5 protein-coding genes are annotated in these 25,552 nt (G+C 62.5%); all 5 read right to left on the bottom strand.

Going from position 1 to position 25,552, the window contains the following annotated elements:
* Nucleotides 1-14 precede the first annotated feature (14 nt).
* Nucleotides 15-12,341, bottom strand: coding sequence for a non-ribosomal peptide synthase/polyketide synthase (locus tag ICA16_RS22180; protein ID WP_210701583.1), 12,327 nt, complete (start codon nucleotides 12,339-12,341; stop codon nucleotides 15-17).
* Between the two features lie 13 nt (nucleotides 12,342-12,354).
* Entirely contained in the window at nucleotides 12,355-20,181 is a 7,827-nt protein-coding gene (locus ICA16_RS22175) for a non-ribosomal peptide synthetase (RefSeq protein WP_210701582.1), read from the bottom strand.
* A complete protein-coding gene (locus tag ICA16_RS22170) occupies nucleotides 20,178-23,579 on the bottom strand; it encodes a non-ribosomal peptide synthetase (protein WP_210701581.1) in 3,402 nt (1,133 codons plus the stop codon). The genes ICA16_RS22175 and ICA16_RS22170 overlap by 4 nt, the downstream gene beginning before the upstream one ends.
* 188 nt (nucleotides 23,580-23,767) lie before the next feature.
* Complete coding sequence (locus ICA16_RS22165) at nucleotides 23,768-24,751, bottom strand: TauD/TfdA family dioxygenase (protein ID WP_210701580.1); 984 nt, start codon at nucleotides 24,749-24,751, stop codon at nucleotides 23,768-23,770.
* A 39-nt stretch (nucleotides 24,752-24,790) separates the two neighbouring features.
* A complete protein-coding gene (locus ICA16_RS22160; RefSeq protein ID WP_042558558.1) occupies nucleotides 24,791-25,531 on the bottom strand; it encodes a thioesterase II family protein in 741 nt (246 codons plus the stop codon).
* Between the last annotated feature and the right edge of the window lie 21 nt (nucleotides 25,532-25,552).

Below are 25,552 nucleotides of genomic sequence, written 5' to 3'. Positions count from 1 at the left end.
AGTGCAATTGGCGATCAGCCCACGCGTGCCATGCAATGCTCGACCAACGCCTCCAGCTCACGCTGGAAATCGTTCATCAAGGCATCCATGGTGCCGGCGCGATACCGCTGGCTGCTGTAGATGCAGCGCATGGCCAACTGACCGTCATAGACCTGGCCGACAATTTCCAGCCAGTTGCCCAGGTTGGCTTTGAGGCTGTAGTTGTCACCGGTTTCTTCCAGCGCCGGCACCAGCAACGCCTGCTCGTCGAAGCTCTGGTCGAACTGGCCCAGGTAGTTGAACGTGACCCGCGCTTGCGGCAGCTCGGCCAGTTGCCGGGACACCTCGGCCCCCGCCAGATGACGCAACACGCCGTAGCCGATGCCCTTCTGCGGCACCGCTGCCAATTGCGCCTGCACGTTGATGATCGAACGGCCAATGTCATCGCTGTCTGGACGCAAACGCACCGGGAACATGCTGGTAAACCAGCCCAGACTGCGGCTCAGATCAATGGTCTCGAACAGGTCTTCGCGACCATGGCCTTCGAGCAGGATCAGCGCCGACGGTTGTTGACTCCAGCGGCACAGCGCGCGACTGAGTGCCGACAGCAGCAGATCGTTGATCTGCGTGCCGTACACCGCCGGGGCTTGTTTGAGCAGTTGTTCGGTGTGTTCGCGTGACAGTTTGAGCCGCGCCTGCGCTTGTTGGCGCACGAGGTTTTTGCCGCGCGGGTTGTCGCACGGCAGATCGACGCCCGGCTGATCCAGTTGCTCCAGCCAATACGACAGTTCCTGCTCGGCGATCACCGGCGCCTGGGTCTGTAACGCCTCGGCGAACGAACGATAACTGCTGGTGCGAATCGGCAGTTTCGGCTCCTGCCCCTGCACGCACGCCTCGTAGGCCACTTTCAAATCGTCGAGCAGAATCCGCCAGGACACGGTGTCGACCACCAAGTGATGAATCACCACCAGCAATCGCGCCTGGCCATCGGGCAAGGCGACGTGCATCACCCGCCAGACCGGCCCGTCGTCGAGTTTCAGGCTGCGCTGGGCGAGGTTGGCCAGCGCTTCGACCTGCTCGCTGTTGTCCGCTTCGCGACGCCAGAGCAACACTTCGCCCTGTTCGTTGAGGTCACAGTAGCGTTGCAACCAGCGTCCGCCTTCGTGGCTGAAACGCAGACGCAACGAGTCGTGATGTTGCTCGACCCAGCTCAGCGCTTGCTCCAGTGCGTCCAGATCCAGCGGCTGGCGCGCGCTCAGCAGCAGCGACTGATTGTAGTGATGCGCCTCGGCCATGCCTTCGGCAAAGAACCACTCCTGAATCGGCAAGAGATTGAACAGCCCCTCGGTGGCCACTTGCGTGACGTCCGTCTGTGGCTGGGCCGTGCCCTCCTTCGCCACTTCCTGCTCGACGATGCCGGCGATGGTCTGATAACGCATCAGGTCGCGCAGCTTGAGATCCATCTGCAACGTCGGGTGGTTTCTGACGCGGGAGATCACCTGCAAACTCAGAATCGAGTCGCCGCCCAGTTCGAAGAAGTTATCGCTGATACCCACCTGCTCGACCTGCAGCACCTGCGCCCAGATGTCCGCGAGCAAGCTTTCCTGCTCGTTGCGCGGCGCGATGTATTCCTCGGTTTCGAATTCCGGTTCCGGCAACGCCTTGCGATCGAGCTTGCCATTTGGCGTGACGGGGAAAGCATCCAGGCAGACGATCTGCGCCGGCACCATGTATTCCGGTAACGAAGCACGCAGGCCAGCCTTGAGTTCATCGCCGATGTCTTCGCCAGTTACGGTGACCACATAACCGATCAGTTGCTTGCCAGAGGCATTGTCACGGGCGATCACCAGTGCATCGGTGACCGAAGGCAATTGGCGCAGACTGGCTTCGACTTCGCCCAGTTCGATGCGGAAGCCGCGCACCTTGACCTGATGGTCGATACGGCCAACGTAATCGACCACACCGTCGGTACGCAAACGCACCAGATCGCCGCTGCGATACAAGCGCTCGCCCGCCGCGAACGGGTTCGGTACAAAGCGCTCGCAGGTCAGGTCCGCACGCCCGTGATAACCACGGGCGACACCGTACCCGCCGATGTACAGCTCACCGGCAAAACCGGGCGGCAACGGGTTCAAATCCTCGTCGAGCACGTACAACGAACGCGCGCCGACGGCGCGGCCGATCGGTGCATAAGCCGCTTCGCAATGCTGGCTGACCGGGACTTTCCAGAGCATCGGCGTGACCACGGTTTCGGTCGGGCCGTAGCCGTTGGTGAAGTACTCGGGACGCAGCGCAGCCTTGACCTGCTCGAAAGTCTGATCCGGCACCGCATCGCCGCCGAAGCAATAGATCCGCACGGGCGGCGGCGCAATGCCGCTGGCCGCCGCATATTCAGCCAGTTGTTTGAGGTAGGCCGGCGGGAAGCAGGCGATGGTGATGCCGTAATCGTGCAGCGCCTGATAGGTCTGCTCCGGCGTCCACAGGCAACCGTCACGGATCACCAGGCGACCACCACTGTACAAGGTGCTCAGCCAGCGCTCATGGGCGCCGTCGAAGGCGAACGACATGAAGTGCAGCTCGCAACTGCTGGCGTCCATTTCATACAGCTCGGCAATCGCCTGGCAGTGCATGCTCAGCGGGCCTTGGGTGACCGCCACGCCTTTTGGACGCCCGGTGGAACCGGAGGTGTAGACCAGATACGCCAGACCCTGCTCGTGAACGCGGCAGTCGGGAACGTGGTCGGCGTAGCGGCTTTCATCAAGGTGATCGATTTCCAGGCGCAGCAGACCTTCCGGCGCCGGCAGCGTCGCGCGCAGGCTGCTCTGGGTCAGCAGCAGTGCCATGCCCGAATCTTCGATCATGTATGCCAGACGCTCCGGCGGATACTCAATATCCAGCGGCACGTACGCCGCACCGCTCTTGAGGACGGCGAGGAAGCTCACCACCATCTCCAGCGAACGCGGCAAGGCCACGCCGATCACTACTTCCGGCCCGGCACCGTGTTCGATCAGACAGTTAGCCAGACGATTGGCCCGCTGTTCGAGTTCGCCGTAGCTCAGGCTCATCCCCGCGCATTGCAAGGCAATCGCCTGCGGCTGCTGTTGCGCGTGACGGCTGATCAGTTCAGGCAACAGGGTCGTTTGATGCGAGTGAGCCGGTTCGGCGCTCCAGGCCTGTGCTGCTTGCCATTGCTCGTTGCTCAGGCGCTGCAAGTTGCCGAGGCGCTCGTACGGTGCCGCCAACATCGCGGCAATCGTGTTCTCCATGGTCTGGCGAATACCGACAACGGCGTCGGCACTGAAGTGGCTGCGCAGATACAGGTATTCGATCGACAACTCGTCGCCGAGCATCACCGCGAGGTCCATCGGCACGTTGGTCACGCCATGGCCGATGGATTTGCCGAAGGTCAGGTCGGTGTCGTTTTCTTCCTGCAAACGGTCGTCGATCGGGAAGTTTTCGAACACTACGATGCTGTCGAACAGCGCCTGCCCACCGAGGTTGGACCAGCGTTGTACATCGGCCAGCGGCGCCTGGGAATAATCGCGAATGTCGAGGTTGTAAGCCTGCACTTCGCCCAGCCAGTCCGCCAGACGCTGATCCGCTTGCGGCGTCTGAATGATCGGCAAGGTGTTGATGAACAGACCCAGCATGTTGCCGACATTCGCCAGGCTTTCCGGACGTCCCGACACTGTGGCACCGAAGGTCACCGTCTGCTGGCCGGTGTAGCGTTGCAACAGCAGCAGCCATGCGCCCTGAATCAGCGTGTTGGGGGTGATGCGCAGATCGCGGCAGAACTGCAACAGGCGCGTGGTTTGCGCTTTGTCCCAATTGGAATAGATCGCATCGTGGCCGGCGACATCGACGCTGTGGCGCGGATGCATCGCCTGGCTCAGGGCCGTCGGCTCGTTGACCACGGCCAGACGCGCCTTCCAGAACAGCTCCTGAGCGTCCTGATCCTGCGCCTGCAACCAGGCGATGAAGTCGCGGTAACGACCGTTCTCGCCGATGATTTCGCCCTTGGCGTAGTACTGCAAAACCTCGCCGAACAGGCGCGAGCTGCTCCAGCCATCCATCAGGATGTGGTGGCTGGTCCAGATCATTTGATACTGATCGTCGCTCAGGCGCAGCAGGGTGATCCGTTGCAAGCGCGCATCGGCCAGGTCGAAGCCCAGGGCGCGGTCATCGCTGGCGAACTCGGCGATAGCCGCTTCGCTGAAGTCGCGTTCGCGCCAGTCGAGCACCTGCATTTGCAACGGCGCATGGCGATGCACCACCTGTAACGGTTTGCTCAAGCCATCCTGCCAATGAAAACTGGTGCGCAGAATGGCCTGGCGGACAATCACGAACTCCCAGGCCTTGCGGAAACGCTCCACGTCCAGGCCCTTGATCGGCAGGCTGACCTGTTGCATGTAAAGGCTGCTGCCGTTATCCGACAGCGTGTGGAAGAGCATGCCTTCCTGCATCGGCGACAGCGGGTAGACGTCCTCGATCATGTCAGCCGGCATCGGCAATGCATCGAGCTGCGCTTGATCCAGTTGGGCCAACGGATAGTCCGCCGGGGTGTCGCTGACGGAGTCGGCGTGATCGACCGAGACCACCGTGGCGAGTTTCTGCACGGTCTGCTGCTGGAACAAATCTTTCGGGGTGAAACGAATCCCCTGCTGACGCGCGCGGCTGACCAGCTGAATCGAGATGATCGAATCGCCGCCCAAGGCAAAGAAGTTGTCGGTGACGCCGACGCGTTCGATTTTGAGAATGTCCTGCCAGACTTCAGCCAGTTGTTGCTCCAGCGGCGTCGACGGCGCCACGTAATCGCGCTGCGACTGGCTGGCGTCCGGTGCCGGCAAGGCCTTGCGGTCGAGTTTACCGTTCGGGGTCAGCGGCAACTGCTCGAGGAACAGCCACTGCGCCGGCACCATGTACTCCGGCAGATGCGCCTTGAGCACGTCCTGCAACGCCTGGCTCAGAGCGTCCTGCTCTTCGAGGCTCAGGCTGCTGTCGCTCGGTACCACGTACGCGACCAGTTGCTGACCGCTCGGGCCATCCACGGCCAGCACCACGCCGTCGCGCACGCTGTTGCGGGCCAGCAAACGCGCTTCGATTTCACCCAGTTCGATGCGGAACCCGCGCACCTTCACCTGATGGTCGATGCGCCCGACATATTCGATACGGCCGTCGTCAGTGAAGCGGGTCAGGTCGCCGGTGCGATACATGCGCTCGCCGGTTTTCGACAGCGGGTTCGGCACGAAACGTTCGGCGGTCAGGCCCGGGCGGAACAGGTAGCCACGGGTGATGCCATCGCCAGCCAGATACAGCTCGGCCGCCACTCCAATCGGCGCTGGCTGCAATTGGCCGTCGAGCATATACGCCGTGGTGTTGACCAACGGCCGACCGATGTTCGCCTGACCACCGAGTGCGCGGCGAGTCCAGGTCGAATAGGTCGTGTCTTCCGAAGGCCCGTACAGGTCGTAGACGTGAGCCACCGAGGTTTCGCGGTAAAGGGTATCGACCAGACTCTGCTTCAGCGGCTCGCCAGCGAGGTTGATGATGCGCACGCCCTGCGGAATCTGCCCGATGCGTTGCAGTGCGGCAATCGCCGACGGCACGGTGTTGATCAGGCGTACCTGATCACGCTCCGGCAAGTCCGGTAGCTCCAGCGCATTACGCGCCATGACGATCGAACCGCCACGCGCGAGGGTGACGAAAATCTCCCACACCGACAGGTCGAAACACACCGACGTCGAGGCCAGTACACCTTGCAGATCGTCTTCGCTGTAGACATCGGCGGACCAGTGAATCAGCGCCTGCACATTGCGATGAGCGATGGCCACGCCTTTCGGTTTGCCGGTGGAACCGGAGGTGTAGATCACGTACGCCAGATTGGCGGAGTCGCCCTGCGCCGGCAGATTGTCCGAAGACAACTCGGCAAACGCCTGCCCCCCCGCCTCGACCAGTACCACTTCGGCGTCGGTCTGCGGCAATTGCGCCAGCAGCGGCTGTTGCGTCAGCAGGACTTTTGCCTGGCTGTCCTCGAGCATGTAAGCCACGCGATCGGCTGGATAATCCGGGTCCAGCGGCACATAGGTGCCACCGGCCTTGAGCACCGCCATCAAGGCGATCACCAGCTCCGCCGAACGCGGCATCACCACGCCCACGCGGATTTCGGGGCCGACCCCGAGCACCTGCAGATGACGCGCCAACTGGTTAGCGCGCTGATTGAGTTCGGCGTAGCTCAGGGCCACGCCGGCGTGACTCAGGGCCTGTGCGTGCGGATGCATTTGCACGCGGGCTTCGAAGCTTTGCGGGATCAGACGTCCAGCCGGATACGTGGCGTGATTGTCGTTCCACTGCGCCAGTGTCTGGCGTTCAGCGACCGACAGCAGGCCGATCTCGCCCAACAGCCGTTGCGGCGCCTCAAGGAACTGACGCAGCACTTCTTGCATATGCGCCGCCAGCCCCTGCACGCTGCACTCGGCGAAGTGCTCGGTGAGGTAATTGAAGTCCAGATTCAACACGTCGCTGGCCCCGGCGATCAAGGTCAGGCCGTAGTTGGTTTGCTCGCGGTGTTCTAAACCTGCGAAACGCAGGCCACCGGGATTGGCTTCCAATGCTTCGGACACCGGATAGTTTTCAAACACCAGCAAAGTGTCGAACAGCGCTTCGCCGCTCAGTTGCGCCAGACGCTGGATGTCCTGCAACGGCGTCTGCTCGAAGTCACGCAGCAACAGGTTCTTGTCCTGCACACTGCGCACCCAGTCGCCGACGCTGACCGTGGCCTGCGGGCTGGCGATCACCGGCAAGGTGTTGATGAAAAGACCCAGTTGCTGCTCGATGCCCGGCAAATCAACCGGGCGCCCGGACACGGTTGCGCCAAACGCAACGGTGGCCTGGCCGGTGTAGCGTTGCAGCACCAGCAACCACGCCGCTTGCACCAGGCTGTTGAGGGTCACTTGCTGCTGACGGGAGAAACTGTTCAGGCGCTGAGTAAAGACTTCGTCGAAATGCAGACGATGCATTTGCTTGCCCGGCCCCGGCACGGTACGCCCATGGCAGGCCGAGGCCAAACGGGTCGGCTCGTCCAGTTCAGCCAGTTGCCCGCGCCAGAAATCCTCTGCGCCGGCCTTGTCCTGACCTTGCAGCCAGACCAGGAAGTCGCGGTAACGACCCTGTGCACTCGGCACCGGGTGACCGGCGTAATCCTGCAATACCTCGCCGAACATCCGCGAGTTGCTCCAGCCATCCATGAGGATGTGGTGGCAGGTGAAAATCAGACGATGACGGTCATCGGCAGTACGTAGCAGGCACAGGCGCAACAGGGGCGGGTTCTGCAGATCGAAACCGCGCTCACGGTCGGCCTGCGCCCGCGCTTCGAGCACGGCCGGCAGATCCGTCACACCGCGCACATCGACTTCCGGCATTTCCAGGGTCAACTGCCGGTTGATCACTTGCAGCGGCGCATCGAGGCCGTCGCGGCCCCAGATGAAACCGGCGCGCAGCACTTCATGGCGATCCACTACGCGCTGCCAGGCTTGCTGGAAGCGCGCCACGTCGAGGCCGTCGATGTCCAGCAGCATCTGATAGACATAGGCGCTGGCATCGGCGTCGTACAGGCTGTGGAACAGAATGCCCTGCTGCATTGGCGCCAGCGGATAAATGTCCTCGATGCGCTGGGCAGGGATCGGCAGGCTGTCCAGATGCGCTTGGGACAACCCCGCCAGTGGCACGTCGGACGGCGTCAAACCACCGCTCGGGTGGCTCAGGCAATGGTCGATCAACTCGCCCAGCGCCACTTCATACGCGCGGGCCAGCGCGTTGATGGTGGCCTCTTCAAAAACATCGCTGCTGTAGGTCCAGGTCAGGCTCAGTTGGCCCTGATAGACCCGGCCGTCGATGGTCAGCCAGTTGGCCATCGGCGCGTTTTCGTCCTGGCCGGCGCCCTTGTCTTCGGTGGCCGGCACCCACAGGGCGTCGGCGTCGAAGTTGTTGTCGAACTGGCCGAGGTAGTTGAACGTCACCTTCGGTTGCGCCAATGGGTTCAGGGAAGCTTGCGCCTCGGGGCTGCCCAAGTGACGGAGCAAGCCATAGCCGATGCCTTTATTGGGGATCGCGCGCAGTTGCTCCTTGATGCCCTTGATCGACGCTTCGAGATTGACGTCGGGGGTCAGGCGCACCGGGAACATGCTGGTGAACCAACCCACCGTGCGGCTCAGGTCGACGTCGTCGAACAGGTCTTCACGACCGTGACCCTCAAGCTGCACCAGTGCGCTGTCGGTGTGGGTCCACTGGCACAAGACCCGGGCGAGCGCGGTCAGCAACAAGTCGTTGACCTGGGTGCGATAAACCGCTGGCGCCTGTTGCAGCAACTGACGGGTGCGTTCGGCGTCCAGACGCGTATCGACACTGCGTTCGAAACGGTTGCTCAACTGGCCCTGCGGGTTGTCCAGCGGCAGTTCGACCGACACATCGCGCAGCTGCCCGCGCCAGTAATCCAGTTCGCTTTCCAGCTCAGCGCTGCGGGCATGCTCCTGCAGACGCTTGCCCCACTCCTTGAACGCGCTGGTCTTGGCCGGCAGACGCACGGCTTGCTCGGTGCTCAGTTGTTGATACGCGGTTTGCAGATCTTCCAGCAGGATCCGCCACGACACACCATCGACCACCAGGTGATGGATCACCAGCAGCAAGCGCTGGCTGGCGTCCGGCAAATCGACCAGCGCCGCGCGAATCAGCGGGCCATCGAGCAAATCGAGGCTGCGTTGCAAGTCCAGGCACAAGGCCGGCAATGCCGCGCTGTCGTCCAGCGTAAAGGTGCGCAGCAACGCTTGCGCTTGCTCCGCAGGCGCATGGCTCTGTTGCCAGCCATCGCTGGATTGGCGATAACGCAGGCGCAGGGCGTCATGGTGCCGTTGCAGATGCTGCAACGCCTGCGCAAGCGGTGCCGCTTGCAGCGCGGTGGCCGGGGTCAGCAGGATCGACTGGTTCCAGTGATTCCGCGCCGGGATGTCGCTGTTGAAGAAGTAATGCTGGATCGGCGTCAGGACCGCGTCGCCCAGTACCTCGCCCTGCTGGGTCTGCACCGCATCGCTTTGTTGCGCGACAGTGGCCAGACGCTGCACGGTCTGGTGCTGGAAAATGTCCTTGGGGGTGAAACGAATGCCCGCCTGACGGGCGCGGCTGACCACCTGAATCGAAATGATCGAGTCGCCGCCCAGCTCAAAGAAGTTGTCGTTGAGGCCGATCCGCTCGACCTTCAACACGTCCTGCCAGATCTCGGCCAGACGCTGTTCCAGTTCGTTGCGCGGTGCCGCGTACGCTTCCTGCACCTGGGCGACGTCGGGCTGTGGCAGTTGCTTGCGATCGAGTTTGCCATTGGCCGTCAGCGGCAGACGTTCAAGGAATGCCCAGCTAACCGGTACCATGTAGTCCGGCAGGGATTCGCGCAGGTGAACCTTGATCGATTCGCGCAGCGCGCCCTGCCCTTCGGCGTCCAGCGCCTCGTTGGCGACAATCCAGGTCGCCAGTTGCTGACCGCTGAGGCCATCGACCGCCAGCACCACCGCCTCGCGCACTTCGGGGTGCTTGAGCAGTTGCGCTTCGATTTCCCCGAGTTCGATACGAAAGCCGCGGATCTTCACCTGATGGTCGATACGGCCGATGTATTCGATCACACCGTCGCCGCGCAACCGCGCGAGGTCACCGGTGCGATACAGACGCTCTCCCGCCTGCGGATTGAACGGATCCGGCACGAACCGCGTAGCAGTCATTCCCGCCTGATTCAGGTAACCACGGGCCAGACCGGCGCCGGCGATGTACAACTCGCCGATGCAGCCTTGCGGCACCAGGTTCAGCGAGTTGTCGAGCAAGTACCACGACAAGTCGACAATCGGCTCGCCGATCGGGCTGCTGTGGCTATGCTGCAAGTCAGCCAGCGACAACGGCCGGTAAGTCACGTGCACAGTGGTTTCGGTGATGCCGTACATGTTGATCAGCGTGGGTGCACAGTCGCCGAAACGCTCGAACCACGGACGCAGGCTCTGCACTTCCAGCGCCTCGCCACCGAACACCACATAACGCAGCGCGTTATCGCGTGTCGACTCGCTGGCCACCTGCATCAACGGTTTGAACGCCGACGGCGTCTGGTTCAGGACGGTGACATTTTCGTCGCACAGCAGGGTGTAGAAATCCTCCGGGGAGCGGCTGACGTCGTGGGGCACCACCACCAGTTTGCCGCCATAGAGCAGCGCACCGAAGATCTCCCACACCGAGAAATCGAAGGCGTAGGAATGGAACAGTGTCCAGCTGTCCTGCGGACCGAAATCGAACCAGTGTTCGGTGGCGCTGAACAGGCGCATGACGTTGCTGTGCGGCAGCAGCGCGCCTTTCGGTTTGCCGGTGGAGCCGGAGGTGTAAATGACGTAGGCCAGATTGTCCGGCGTAGTCAGGCACACCGGGTTGGTGTCGTTGCCATGGTCTGGCGTTTGATTCAGATCGAGGCACGCCAGCCCTTGCGGAACCGGCAGTTGCGCCAGCAGATGCTCTTGGGTCAGCAGCAACTCGATGCCGCTGTCTTCGATCATGTGGCTCAGGCGATCATCCGGGTAACCCGGGTCCAGCGGCACATAGGCACCTCCGGCCTTGAGCACCGCGAGGATGGCGACGATCATGTCCAGCGAACGCTCAACGGCGACACCGACGCGCACGTCCGGGCCGACGCCACGCGCGATCAGCACATGCGCCCACTGGTTGGCGCGGCGATTGAGTTCTGCGTAGGTCAGGCGTTGCCCGTCGCAGGTTACGGCCACCGCATCGGGATGACGTTCGGCCTGGGCTTCGATGGTTTGGTGAATGCATTGCTCGACCGTTTGCTCGACCAACGCCGGGTTCCACTGTGCGAGCAATTGTTGCTGCTGGCTGCCATCGAGTATCGGCAACTGGCCGATGCGCTGCGTCGGCTCGGCGACGATGGCCTGCAACAGTGCGGTCCAGTGTTGCGCCAGACGCTCGATGGTTGCCGCGTCGAACAGATCGGTGGCGTACTTGAGCACGGCTTCGATGCCATGCGCCTGTTCGGTGGTGTTGAGGGTCAGGTCGAATTGCGCGGTCTGGCTCTGCCATTCCAGTGGCTCGATGCTCAAGCCGTTCAGACGCGTCTCGACGCTCGCGCGGCGTTCGGCCTGGTGGTTGAACATCACCTGGAACAAAGGACTGTGGCTCAAGCTGCGGCCCGGCTCCAGCGCTTCGACCAGTTGCTCGAACGGCAAGTCCTGATGGGCTTGCGCTTGCTGCGCGGTCTGCTTGACCTGACGCAGCAGCTCGACAAACGGCAGTTGCCCGTCGATGTCGGCCTTGAGCACCTGAGTGTTGACGAAGAAGCCGATCAGACGCTCGATTTCGACCCGCCCACGGTTGGCCACCGGCACACCGACACGAATGTCGGGCTGCCCGCTGTAACGGTGCAACAAAGCCTGGAACGAGGCCAGCAGCAAGACGAACAGCGTGACATTTTCCTTGCGCGCAAAGGCCTTGAGCGCGTTGCTCAGCGTCGGGTCGAGAATCAGGTTATGGCTGGCGCCGGCGAAGCTTTGCTCGATGGAGCGCGGGCGATCCATCGGCAGTTCCAGCACCGGTTGCTCGCCGCCCAGCTTCTCCTGCCAGTACGCCAGTTGCCGTTCCTGCTCACCGGCCTCCATCCACTGCCGCTGCCACAAGGCGTAGTCGGCGTATTGAATCGGCAATGCCGGCAGACCGGCGTCGTGACCGAGATTGAAGCCAGCGTAAAGCTGCACCAGCTCTTCGATCATCACTTGCAGCGACCAGCCATCGGACACGATGTGGTGCAGGGTCAGCACCAGTACATGATCATGCGGGGTGACTTGCAGCAAGGCGGCGCGCAACAGCGGGCCGTGCTCCAGGTCGAAAGTTTTCTGGCTCTGGGTCTGCACGAACGCCTGAATTGAAGCCTCAGGGTCGTTCGCCAGCGCAGCGCTCAGTTGATGGATCTCCAGTGCAAAGGGTCCTGCGGGCAGGACCACTTGCAAGGGTTGCCCGGTTTCCTGAGTGAACACCGTGCGCAGGGTTTCGTGTCGTTCGATCAGCGCCTGGACGCTGCGCTCCAGCGCAGTCACATCCAGCGGTCCCTGCAAACGCAGGGCCGTCGGAATGTTGTAGGCCGCGCTGTGCGGCGCCCACTGCCAGAGAAACCACTGGCGCTGCTGAGCGTAGGACAGCAACAGCGGCTCTTCAGCCGTGCGCTTGAAAACCGGGGCAATGTCAAAGAGGTTGACGCCTTTCTGCTTGAGCAGAACCGCCAGAGCCTTTCTTTGCTTAGCCGAAAGTTGTCCTACCGACTCGATTAACTCTTGCACGCGTTTTTCCCTCTCAAGAAATCAGTTTTTCCAGATCATCGAGGGATAGACGTTTGAGGGCCTCCAGGGATTTAGCCAATTCATCCTGAACGGGCGACATTTCGACGCGCAAGACCTCGATCCGCGCGCAGAACGCCTTGAGGGTGTCGGTTTCGAACAGCTCTTTGAGCGGCACCTTGTCGCCCAGACGCTCCTTGATCCGGGTCACCACCAGCGTGGCCAGCAACGAGTGCCCGCCGAGCTGGAAGAAGTTGTCGGCCAGGCCCACCTGTTCGACCTCCAGCACCTCTTGCCAGACCGTCGCCACCTCCCACTGCAAATCGGTCTGCGGCGCCTGATAGTGCTGCTGTGTCGGGCTGTCGCCCAACGCCATCAAGGCCTTGCGATCCAGCTTGCCGTTCGGGGTCAGCGGGATGGCTTCGATCAGGTGCAAGTGTCCCGGCACCATGTGCGCCGGCAAGCGGCTGGCCAGCGCGTTGCGCAAGCGTTCCGTCAATGCGTGCTGATCCGTCACCGCCTGCGCCGCCACGACGTAGGCATGCAGGTGTTTGCCGGCGGCACCGTCCTGAGCGAGCACCACCGCTTCGCGGATTTCGTCCTGCTCCAACAGCCGCGCTTCGATTTCGCTGAGTTCGATACGGAAGCCGCGAATCTTCACCTGATGGTCGGCCCGGCCGATGTACTCGATGTTGTCATCACTGCCCTGGCGCACCAGGTCGCCGGTGCGGTACAGCCGTTCGCCGTTGCTGGCGTACGGGTTCGGCACAAAGCGTTCGGCGGTCAGTGCCGCGCGCATCAGATAACCACGGGTCACCCCGGCACCGCCCAGATACAGCTCGGCGGCCACGCCGTTCGGCAGCACCTGCAACTGGCTGTCGAGCAGATAAGCCACGGTGTTTTCCAGCGGCCGGCCGATGTTGGCCTGCCCTTGCGCGGTACGCAGGGTGAAGGTCGAGTAAGTGGTGTCCTCTGACGGCCCGTAGAGGTCGTAGACCTGCTTGACCGATGTGCTTGCGTACAAACTGTCCACCAGATTTTGCTTGAGCGGTTCGCCAGCCAGATTGATCGTGGTGACCGAATCTGGAATCTGCCCGGCGCGTTGCAATGCGGCAATTGCCGAAGGCACTGTGTTGATCAACGTGACCTGTTCGCGGGCCGGCAAATCGGCCAGCGCCAGCGCGTTGTCCGCCAGCACCAGGCAACCACCGCAAGCGAGGGTGACGAAGATCTCCCAGACCGACAGGTCAAAGCAGATCGACGTCGAGGCCAGCACGCCGCGCAGCTGCTCCTCGCAATAGACCCCGGCCGACCACTGAATCAGCGCCGAGAGGTTGCCATGGGTGATGGCCACGCCTTTCGGTTTGCCGGTGGAACCGGAGGTGTAGATGACGTACGCCAGATTCTGCGCCGACACTTTCGCCAGCGGAGCCGTCGACGGGAATTCGCTCAGCGCGCCCTCTTCCACCAGCAGCACCTGTGCGCTCAGCGCTGCGGGCAACATCGTCTGCGCCGCCGGCTCGGTGAGCAGCACCGCGGCGCGGCTGTCATCGAGCATGTGCAGCAAACGTTCCTGTGGATAATCCGGGTCTAGCGGCACATAAGCGCCACCGGCCTTGAGAATTGCCAACAAGGCCACGAGCATGTCCGGTGTGCGACGCATGCACACCCCCACGCGCACCTCTGGCCCGACCCCCAGCGTTTGCAGCTTGTGCGCCAAACGATTGGCCCGGACATCGAGGCCTTGGTAATCGATCCGTTGCTCGGCGAACACAATGGCGTCCGCCTGCGGTTGCCGCTGCACTTGCGCGGCGATGTGTTCCAGCACGCTGCGTGAATCCAGCGCCTTGACATCGGCCCGCCCCCAATCGATCGCATATTGACGCTCGGGCTCTGCGAGCAATTCCAGGGTTCCCAACGGTTGCGTGGCATCAGCCAGGAACTGCGCCAACAGACTCTCAAGCTGTGCACTCAATGCAACGACTGTCGTCGCAGCGAAACTGGCCTGATCATAACTGACCCCCAGACTCAGCTCGCGACCGGTGACCGCTACCAGCGTCAACGGGTAGTTGGTCTGCTCCTGACGGCGAATCGCCGAGAACGTCAGGCCGTTGGCCGGACCTTGTTGCAGGGCTTCGGCCATCGGGTAGTTCTCGAACACCAGAATGCTGTCGAACAACGCCCCATTACCCGCTCCCGCCCAACGCTGGATATCGTAGAGCGGCGTGTGTTCGTGCTCGCGCAGCGCCAGATTAAGGCTCTGCACCTGTTGCAGCCACTGGCTGACGACGATGTCGGCGGACGGCGCTGCCACCACCGGCAAGGTATTGATGAACAGACCGATCTGCTGCTCGACGCCCGGCAAGTCGGTCGGACGCCCGGCCACGGTCGCGCCGAACGCGACGTTGTCCTGACCGGTATAGCGCTGCAACAGCACCAGCCACGCGGCTTGCACCAGAGTGTTGAGGGTGACTTTCTGCTCGCGGGCGAAACGGTTCAGATCAGCCGTCAGTTGCTCACTGAACACATGCTCGTGATCGGCGTAACCACTGGCACTGCGCTGCCCGCCAGACACGGCATTGGCCAGACGCGTCGGCTCTTCAAGGTCAGCCAGGGCCGCCGTCCAGAATTCGCGGCTGGCCTGCTGATCGCGCTGGCTGAGCCATTCGATGTAATCGCGATAGCGTCCCTGCCCGACCGCCGGGGTCATGCCGGCATAACGCTGCAGCACTTCACCGAACAACTGCGAGGTACTCCAACCGTCCATGAGGATGTGGTGGCAGGTGTAGATCAAGTGATGCGTCGAGTCGTCCGTGCGCACCAGCGTCACCCGCAACAGCGGCGCGGCGGTCAGGTCGAAACCGCTGGCGAGGTCGTCGCCAGCCAGTTGCTCCAGCGCCGTACCGAGGTCATCGCGACCACGCCAGTCCTGCAAGCGCCATGGCATCTGCGCACTCTGGCGAACCACTTGCACCGCAGCGGCGGCATCTTGCGGCCAGACGAAAGCCGTGCGCAGGATTTCGTGGGCGTCGACGGTTTGCTGCCAGGCCTGACGGAAACGCTCGGTGTCCAGATTCTGTACATCGACACGCAGTTGGTTGGTGTAGGCCGGGCTGTCCGGATCGTTGACGCTGTGGAACAGAATGCCCTGCTGCATCGGCGACAACGGGTAGAGGTCGACGATGTCGCGGGCCGGGATCGGCAGTGCCGACAGCTGTGCCTGGGTCAGGCTCGCCAGAGTGAAGTCCGACGGTGTTACACCGGCCTCACCACTGTCGCAGCAATGCTCGATCAAACGCTCCAGCTCACGACGATAGGCTACGGCCAGGGCTTCGATGGTTTCGGCGCGGTACATGCCCGTGCCAAAAGTCCAGGTCAGTTCCAGTTCACCGCCGTACACCTGACCATCGACGCTCAGCCAGTTACCCAATGGTGCCGCAGCGTCCTGATTGGCCCCGGTGCTTTCACCTGCCGGAATAAACAAGGCGCCTGCGTCGGCATTGAACGCACCATCGAACTGGCCCAGATAATTGAACGTCACCAGTGGCTGAGCCAGCCCCTGCAACTCGGCGGATCGGGTCAAATAGCGCAGCACGCCGTAACCGATGCCTTTGCCCGGCACCGCACGCAATTGCTCCTTGATCGCGCAAAGAGATGCGCCCGGCTGCGCTTGGGGGGTCAAACGTACCGGGAACAGGCTGCTGAACCAACCGACCGTGCGACTCAGATCGACTTCATCGAACAAGTCTTCGCGACCGTGCCCTTCAAGTTGCACCAATACCGAAGGCTGTTCACTCCAGTCGCACAACACCCGCGCCAGCGCGGTCAGCAGCAGGTCGTTGATTTGTGTGCGATAGGCAGCAGGGGCGACTTTGAGCAGCTTGTGAGTCAGCGCCTGGCTCAGGCGCGAACTGGCCCGAGCCGCTTGTCCACGGGTCTGACGCTCTTGCGGGAAATCCTGTGGCAGTTGCGCGTCACCCGCCTCCAGGGTTATGCGCCAGTATTCGCTCTCAGCAACCAGCGCCTCGCTCTGCGCATAACGCTGCAGGTGTTCAGCCCAGCTGTGCAGCGAAGTGCTTTTGCCCGGCAAGACCATCGCGGTACCGGTGGCGAGCGCGGTATAAGCGTGCTGCAGATCTTCCAGCAGAATGCGCCACGACACGCCATCCACCACAAGGTGATGGATGACCAGCAACAAACGTTGCTCGGCGTCCGACAGGTTCACCAGCACGGCGCGCAGCAAACGCCCCTGTTGCAGATCCAGACTCCGCTGGGCCTCATCGGCAAGGGCCGGCAACGACGCCAGACTGTCCAGTTCGCGCACCCACAACAACTCCGGGTCACGCTGGGTCTGCGGCAATACCTGCCACGTATCGCTCGACGCCTGGAAATTCAGCGCCAGCGCGTCATGCTGTTCAACCAGCGCCGTCAGCGCGGTGCGCAGGTGATTGGCGTCAAGAGTGGTAGTCGGCTGCAACATCACTGACTGGTTCCAGTGCTGACGCCGGGCAATCTCGGTCTCGAAGAACCGCGCCTGAATCGGCAGCAATGGCAGCGGCCCACGCGCCGGCTGCGCGCTGGCAACCGCTGGTTTGGCTTCGATCAGTTTTGCGACGGCGGCCAATTGGCCGACCGTCTGTTTTTCGAACAGCTGCTTGGGGCTCAACTTGATGCCCTGGCGCTTGGCCCGAGCAATGATTTGCAGACTGAGGATGGAATCACCGCCCAGCTCGAAAAAGTTATCGGTGCTGCCGACGCGCTCAAGCTTCAGCACATCAGCCCAGATCGCCGCCAGCTTCTCTTCGATCTCACCCATCGGCGCGACGAAATGCTGAATGACCACCCCCGGCACCGGTAAGGCACGTTTGTCGAGTTTGCCGTTGGCCGTCAGCGGCAGTTGCTCCAGCAGGACGATCTGCGCCGGCACCATGTAATCGGGCAAACACGCTTGCAGTTGCTCGCGCAGCGCCTGCGCCTGCAATGTCAGACTCGCCGCCGGCACGCACCACGCCACCAGTTGCAGCCGCGCCGGATCGTCATCCAGTGGCAGCGCCAGCACCGCCGCCTCACTGACACCGTCGAGCCCGAGCAGCACGCGCGCGACCTCCGCCGGCTCCACGCGATAACCGCGCACCTTGACCTGATCGTCGGCGCGGCCGATGAATTCCATCGATTGCTGACGATTGCGACGTACGCGGTCACCGCTGCGGTAAACCCTTGCACCCGGCGCGCCGAACGGATCCGGGAGGAAACGCTCTGCGGTCAGCCCCGGCTGGTTCAGATAACCCAGCGCCACGCTGTCACCACCGATGTACAGCTCGCCGGCTACCTGATCGGCAACGTTGTTCAATACGTCGTCGAGCACATAAACGTGAGCTCCGGCCAATGCGCTACCGACCGGTACGCCGCGCGTCAGGGTCAGATCGCCGACTTCATGGGCCAACACGCCCACCGTGGTTTCGCTCGGTCCATAGTGGTTGATGACGCGGCAGCCCGGTTTAAGCTGACGCACGCGCTCCACCAGTGCCGGCGCACACGCCTCACCGCCGACGATCAGCGCGTGTTCCGGCAATACGTCAGCAGCCCGTGAGGCCTGCAACAAAGCGCTCAGATGGCCCGGGACGATTTTCAGCATGCCCACTTGATGCGTGGCCATGTACTCGGCAAAGCGATCCGGATCGAAGCCCAGTTCCTCCGGCAATACATGCAGCAGCCGCCCGGAGCACAGCGCCCCGAACAGCACGGTAAAACCAAGGTCCGCCGCGATGGTGGAGACGAGCGCCATGCTGGCGTCCGGTGCCGGCGCCAGACGCTCCAGCACACCGCGCACATAGCTGGCCAGCGCACCGTGGCTGACCAGCACACCTTTGGGTTGTCCGGTGGAACCGGAGGTGTGGATGACGTACGCCGGCGATTGAGCGCACAACGTCACGGCTGGACAAGCGCCCGCCATTGACTGCCACTGCTGCGGTGTAAACGCGATGCCCTGACAGCCGTCAACCGCCAGCCCGCAAACACGTGCATCGCCTTCGGCGCATAACAGTACCCGCGCGTTGGCAGCGCCGAGCATCTGCTGCAAGCGTGCGTCCGGCGCCTTGACGTCCAGCGGCATGTACACCGCGCCAGCCTTGAAGATCGCCAGCACACAGGTCAGCCAATCCAGCGAACGCTCCATCAGCACTGCCACCGGTTGGCCGTCGCGCACGCCTTGGGCGCGTAAATGATGGGCCAGGCGATTGGCCGCCTGATCCAGCGTCCGATAACTCAAGACTTGATTCAAATCGCGGGCAGCCGCCCCTTCAGGCTGGCGGGCGACTTCACGATCCCAGTGCTGCAACACCGACAGTGCCGGCTCGGCAACTGCTGGCAGTGCCGCAGGTGAGATCAGCGCGACGCTGTGCAGCGGCGCTTGCGGCGCTTTCAGCAATTCACTGAACAGACCGAGCAAGGCCGGCACGAAACCGGCGACAGTCTGCGCGCGATAGAGGTCGCTGGCATAAGTCATCTGACCGTGAATCAGCGTGCCGTCGTCGGTGATGTCCAGCGCCAGATCGAAGTGGGTGCCATCCTTGTCCAGCGGATATTCCGCCACGCTCAATCCGGGCAGGGCCATCGCACGCTGCTTCTGCATGCCGACGTTCTGGTTGAACTTGACCTGAAACAGCGGGTTATGGCCCAGGGTTCGCTCTGCGACAAACTCGTCCACCAGTTGCTCGAACGGCAGCTCCTGATGCGCCTGGGCGCCGAACGATGCTTCACGCACCCGCGCCAGTAGATCCGTGAAACTGCCGCGCTCATCCACCTCACAACGCAGCACCTGAGTGTTGACGAAGAAGCCGATCAGCCCTTCGACTTCGGCACGTCCACGGTTGGCATTCGGCACACCGACACGAATGTCGCGCTGCCCGGCGTGTCGCGACACAAACAGCGAAAAACCCGCCAGCACCAGCATGAACAGACTGATGCCCTGACTGCGGGCAAACGCGTTGAGTTGCCGCGACAGGTCCGCACCAAAGTCAAAGCTCAGGGTCTGGCCTTCGAAGCTCTGGGTCAGTGGCCGGGCAAAGTCCGGCGCCACTTCCAGTAGCGGATGTTCCTCGCCCAGCTGCTGGCGCCAGTAATCGAGCTGACGCTCGCCCTCGCCGGCTTCCAGCCAGCGCCGCTGCCAGATCGCATAGTCGGCGTATTGCAACGCCAGTGCCGGCAATTGCGGCTCGCGCTCCAGGCTGAACGCCTGATAGCACTGGACGAATTCCTTGACCATCACGTCCATCGACCAACCGTCGGAGACGATGTGGTGCATGCTCACCACAAGCACGAACTCTTCGTCAGCCAAGGCAAACAGACTGGCTCGAAGCAACGGCCCGTGGCGCAAATCGAACGGCCGCGCCGTGACGGTTTGCACCTGTTGCGCCAAGGCCGGCTCGCGCTCAGAAGCAGGCAGCGTCGTGAGGTCGATGCGTTCCAGCGCAATCGGTTGTTGATCGAGAATTACCTGATGCGGTTGATCGCCGTCGGTCTGGAACACCGTGCGCAGCACTTCATGGCGCGCCACCAGAAAATCGAAGGAGCGTTGCAGCGCCGCTTCGTCCAGACGCCCGTTCAGACGCAGGCCGGCGGCCATGTTGTACGCGGCGCTTTGTGGTTCCAGCTGCCAGAGAAACAACAAGCGCTGCTGCGCGAACGACAACGGAATCGGCGTGACTTCGTGACGGCTGACTGGCAGTGGCAACAGGCTGAAATCCTTGCCGTCCTCGCGCAGTTTGGCCAGAAACAGCCGACGCTGCTCCAGCGGCAAGCCGACGAACCTTTTCGCGATGCGCTCCGCCATAGTGCCGCTCATACTTCTTCTCCTTCCAAAGCATTCATGAACTGATCCATGTCGGACCACTCGTCGTCCGTTGCACTGTCAGCCAGTTGCGCCAGCACCGCCGCCAGATCAGCCAGCAGCGGTTTTTCGAACAGGCTGCGTAGCGGCAACACCACGCCCGATTGACTTTTGATACGCGCAATCACTTGTGCGGCCAGCAGCGAGTGGCCGCCCAGCTCAAAGAAGTGATCATCCAGACCGACCCGCGACACTTGCAGGACCTCCACCCAGATCTGCGCCAGTTGCTGTTCGGTGTCCGTTTGCGGTGCGCGATAGTCGCCTTGCAGTTGGCTCGGATCCGGTGCCGGCAACGCCTTGCGGTCGAGCTTGCCGCTTGGCGTCAGCGGCAGATTCGGCAACAACAGCAAGTGCCCCGGCACCATGTAGTCCGGCAGATGGGCTTGCAGCGCGGCGCGTATTTGCTGGCGGAACGCCGACTGAGTGGCGGTGCTTTCCAACACGGCCTGATCGCAGACCACGTACGCCACCAGTTGCTGGCCACCGCTGAGCGGCACGGCCAGCACCACCGCTTCGCGAACCCCTGAGCACTGCTGCAGGCGCGATTCGATTTCGCCCAGTTCGATGCGGAAACCGCGAATCTTCACTTGATGATCGACCCGGCCGACGTACTCCAGCGCACCATCGGCACGCAGTCGCGCACGGTCACCGGTGCGGTACAGGCGTTGGCCAGCGGCGAACGGGTCGGCGATAAAGCGCTCGGCACTGAGCATCGGCTGACGGTGATAACCACGGGCGAGGCCCGGGCCGCCGATGTACAACTCGCCCACCGCGCCTTGCGGCAGCAGGTTCAAATGATCATCGAGCACATACAGGCGACGGTCATCCAGACCTTGGCCGATGGGAATGCCGCGCCACGACACAGCGTCCGCCGTCAGTGCCGTGCAGTCATGAATCGTCGAAACCACCGTGGCTTCGGTCGGGCCGTAGGTATTGAGCAAACGCACATGGCCCAAACCGGCCTGTTGCCAAAGACGCAAACCGTCCACCGCCATGGCCTCGCCACCAACGTGAATCTGGCGCAACGCACCGAAATCGGCCGGTGGATTAGCGGCGTATTCCTGCACCAGCCAATACCAGTAAGCGGCCGGCAAATCGGCCAAGGTGATGCCGTGGTCGACTATCACTCGATGCAACGTCGCGCTGTCCCACAGCTGTGCATCGCGTAGCACCACGCCAGCGCCATGGCACAGTGGTGGAAAAAACTGCTCGACGAAGCCATCGAAACTGCTGGTGGCGAACTGCAGGACGCGGTCACCTTCGCGCAGGTCGCTGTAACTGATGGCGCGGGCGATGAACTCACTCAGCGCACCGTGGCTGACCGCGACACCTTTCGGCCGCCCGGTGGAACCGGAGGTGTAGATCACGTAGGCGAGGTTTTGCGCTGCGACCGTCACCGACAGATTGTCGACGTGGTCACTGTCGGCCAGTTGCTCCAGGCACAGGCAATCGACACCGTCGAGGGGCGGCAGGCTGGCGAGGCTGACGCTGTCGGTCAGCAGCAGTTTCAGGCCGCTGTCATCCAGCACATGGCGCAGGCGTTCGGCCGGGGTTTGCGGATCCAGCGGCACATAGGCGCCGCCGGACTTGAGTACCGCCAGCAAAGCCACCGCCAGTTCCAGCGAGCGCCCTAACGCGACGCCGACCAGCACGTCAGGGCCGACACCCCGCGCACGCAACTGATGCGCCAGACGGTTGCTGCGGGTGTTCAACTCGGCATAGGTGAGTGACGGCGACGGTTCGCTCGCCAGAATCACCGCCGCTGCCTGCGGCGTGCGCACCACTTGCGCTTCAAACAGGGTTTGCACGCTGGCGAAATCAGGTTCCGACGCAGTGGCCTGAATCAGCTGTTTACGCTCGGTATCTGCCAGCAGCGCGACGTCGCCGACGAATTGCTGCGGGTCGCGGCAGACGGACACAAGAATGTTGCGCCAATGCCCGGCCATTGCGGCGATGGTCGCGGCATCGAAGATATCGGTGGCGTAGGTGAAGGCGGCGAACAGTTGCTCGCCCTCCTCGCGGGTGTCGAGCATCAGGTCGCTGGTGGCCGCGTGTTGCCGACCGCTGCCGGCCAATTGCGCTTCGCTCAGATAGTCCACCTGCAAACCGGACTCAAGCTGCACGTGCTGCAAGTCAGTCACCAGCGGCTGGTGGTTGAACATCACCTGGAACAGCGGATTATGGCTCTGACTGCGCGCCGGTTGCAGGGCTTCGATCAGGGCGTCGAACGGTAGCTCCTGATGGACCTGGGCGCCGAGCGCAGCCTCGCGCAGGCGCTGCAACAGCTCGGCGAAGCGGGTTTGCGCGGTGACTTCGCTGCGCAGAATCTGCGTGTTGACGAAGAAGCCGATCAGGCCTTCGGTCTCGCTGCGGGTGCGGTTGGCAATCAGACCGCCGACGCGAATGTCGGTCTGGCCACTGTAGCGATGCAGCAAGGTCTTGAACGCGGCCAGCAGTACCACGAACAGGGTCACGCCTTGACGCTGGGCAAGGCTTTTCAGTTCTTGGCGCAGCGCGGCATCAATCACCGTTTCCAGACGCGCGCCCTGATGACTCGATTGTGCCGGATAAGCACGGTCGGTCGGCAATTCCAATACGGGATGCTCGTCGCCCAGCTGTGTGCGCCAGTAATCCAGTTGCCGCTCGCGCTCACCCGCCTCCAGCCAGCTGCGCTGCCACAGCGCGTAATCGCGGTAATGCACAATCAGCGCCGGCAACGACGGCTCGCGCCCCGCAACGTGGGCGTCGTAGGTGCGCATGAACTCATCGATGAGAATGTTCATCGACCAGCCGTCGGCAATGATGTGGTGCAAGGTCAGCAGCAGCACGTGTTCCTGCTCGGCCAGACGCAACAGCCGCAGGCTCAACAGCGGGCCGTGTTCCAGGTCGAACGCTTGCGTGGCCTCGGCCATCATGTGCTGTTGCACCAGCGGCCAGCGCTGCGCCTCGGGCACGCGGCTCAAATCGGTGAGCGGTAGTTGCAATGCCTGCGGCTCGGCCACACGCTGGAAGGCACGTTCGCCGGCCTGGCCGAAGGTGGTGCGCAGGCATTCGTGCCGCGCCACCAGCAGGCTGAACGCCTGCTCCAGGGCCTGCACCTGCAACGCGCCGTTCAGGCGTACCGCCATCGGCAGGTTATAGGCGGCACTTTGCGGGTCCAGCTGCCAGAGAAACCACATCCGCTGCTGCGCGTAAGACAGCCCTTCGCGCTCGGCGATTCCCTCACAGGCCGTCATGGGCAGCTGCGCAAAATCAATGCCTTCGCGAGCCATGCCGGCGAGAAACAAACGTCGTTTGTCCTGCGGCAATTCGATAAAACGGCGGGCTAGTTTCTGTGCGTCTGCGGCATTCATGCATGGGGTCCTTGCTGATCGGCGGCGTGACCAGGAGGCCCGGTCGTATCAACAAGAACGAATGACAAACGCAATGATTTAGCAACCCGGCGCAATACCGGCCCAGCGGCAGCCTGCGCCAGACGCACAAATGCCAAAGCCGCTACAGGAACGGCTTCGGCATTTATTCAAGCAAACCACCGGATCGTTCAGCGCACGTCCATCGCATGCCCCTCGGCCATGGCGACAATAACTTTGCGCGGGCCTTCGAACGGGGAACGGGCGTGAGCCGACAGCATGTTGTCGAGCATCAGCACATCACCCTCCTGCCAAGGGAAGCTGATCGCGCACTCGTCGAGTACCGCGCGAATCTGAGCCAGGACTTCATCTTCGATAGGAGAGCCATCGCCGTAATAAACGTTACGCGGCAAGTCTTCTTCGTCGACGATGTCCAACAGGCTTTCACGCACTTCCGCTTGCAGGTTGGAAATGTGGAACAGATGCGCCTGATTGAACCAGACGTGGTCGCCGGTCACCGGATGCACCGCCACCGCCTGACAGGTCTGGCGGGTGCGCAACTCACCGTCATCCTTCCACTCGCAGAGGATGCCGTGGGCTTTGCAGTAAGCTTCGACGACATCGCGGTCGTCGGTGTTGAACACATCTTCCCAGGCCACATCCAGCCCGTTGCCGAAGTTGCGCACATACATCAGGCCTTTGCTGACGAAGCGCTCACGGATCGCCAGCGGAATACGCTGATAGACTTCGCGACTGTCGGCAATCGGTGTTTCGCCACCGGACTTCGCCGCGATCATGCTGTAGAACCAGATCTTCATCGGCCAGTCGCGGGAGTAGGCCTGCTCGTTGTGCAGCGGAATACTCTGGTGCGCCGGGTATTCGGTGGAGGTGTAAACCCCTTGCGTCACGTTGGTGCGCGGCGTGGAACCGAACTCGTAATTCAACAGCGGATGACCGAAGCTGGCCGCGAACTGACGAAACGGCTCGGCCCCGTCCAGGCGAAATCCGCGGAACAGCAACCCACCGTCGCGCAACAAATGTTCGTCGACCAACACTTTCAATTCGTCGAACACCGCCAACAGGTCGGTGTCCGGATCGGTCGCTTCCACCAATAGCGGCAAGCGCCCCCGATGCGGCAACAGCGGCCGAACGGAAAATCCCACAGCAACAGCCATGACTGGCCTCCAGTAATCATTTGATAGGAGAGCCGCGCGTTAATACGCGGGCGCCACCGATTGCGCATGGCGCCGGTGATGGACTTCCAGATGGGTCTTGATCGTGCGGATGACCCGGGCCTCGTGTTCATGAATGAAGAAGTGTCCTCCGGTCATCATGTCCACCGAGAAACTGCCCTGGGTCTCTTTGCTCCAGCCGATCAATTGTTCGGTGGTCGCCCGATCTTCCTTGCCACCCAATACGTGCACGGGGCAATTGAGCAGCGGTCGGTCGATCGGAGTGAAACGCCCGCACATCATGAAGTCGGCACGCAGCACCGGCAGCGTCAGGCTCATGAGTTCCTGATTGGCGAGCACTTCTTCGCTGGTGCCTTGAAAGGCGCGCAACTGCTCGATCAGTTCTTCGTCACTGCGCGGCTCGGCGAAACCTCGGTCGTAATCGCTGCGCATGCTTGGCGCCGCGGTTCCGGAAGCAAACAGCGCCACCGGCTCAGCAACGCCAAGTTCGCGAAAGGCGTGAGCCATTTCACAAGCCAGCAGTGCGCCGAGGCTATGCCCGAACAGCGCATAGGGGGCCTGCAAACCGGGTTTGTGCTCACGGGCCAGTTGCCGGGCAAGCTCACGCATATCGATTTGCAGGGGTTCGTCGTAACGGGCGCCGCGCCCGGGCAATTCCACCGGCTGCAGTTGCATCCACGACGGCAATTGGCGCCGCCAGCGGCTGTAAACCATGGCGCTGGCGCCCGAATAGGGCAGGCACAGCAGTGTCAGCTTTGTCACCGCGTTTACCTCAATGGGTTA

Source organism: Pseudomonas anatoliensis (assembly GCF_017976235.1).
Classification (GTDB): Bacteria; Pseudomonadota; Gammaproteobacteria; order Pseudomonadales; family Pseudomonadaceae; genus Aquipseudomonas; species Aquipseudomonas anatoliensis.
The sequence above is the reverse complement of the archived record's forward strand: the minus strand, read 5'-3'. Positions and strand labels throughout refer to the sequence as shown.

Coding starts and splice junctions, on each gene's coding strand:
- ICA16_RS22175 (WP_210701582.1), bottom strand. CDS start 20,181: ATGAGCGGCACTATGGCGGAGCGCATCGCGAAAAGGTTCGTCGGCTTG.
- ICA16_RS22170 (WP_210701581.1), bottom strand. CDS start 23,579: ATGAATGCCGCAGACGCACAGAAACTAGCCCGCCGTTTTATCGAATTG.
- ICA16_RS22165 (WP_210701580.1), bottom strand. CDS start 24,751: ATGGCTGTTGCTGTGGGATTTTCCGTTCGGCCGCTGTTGCCGCATCGG.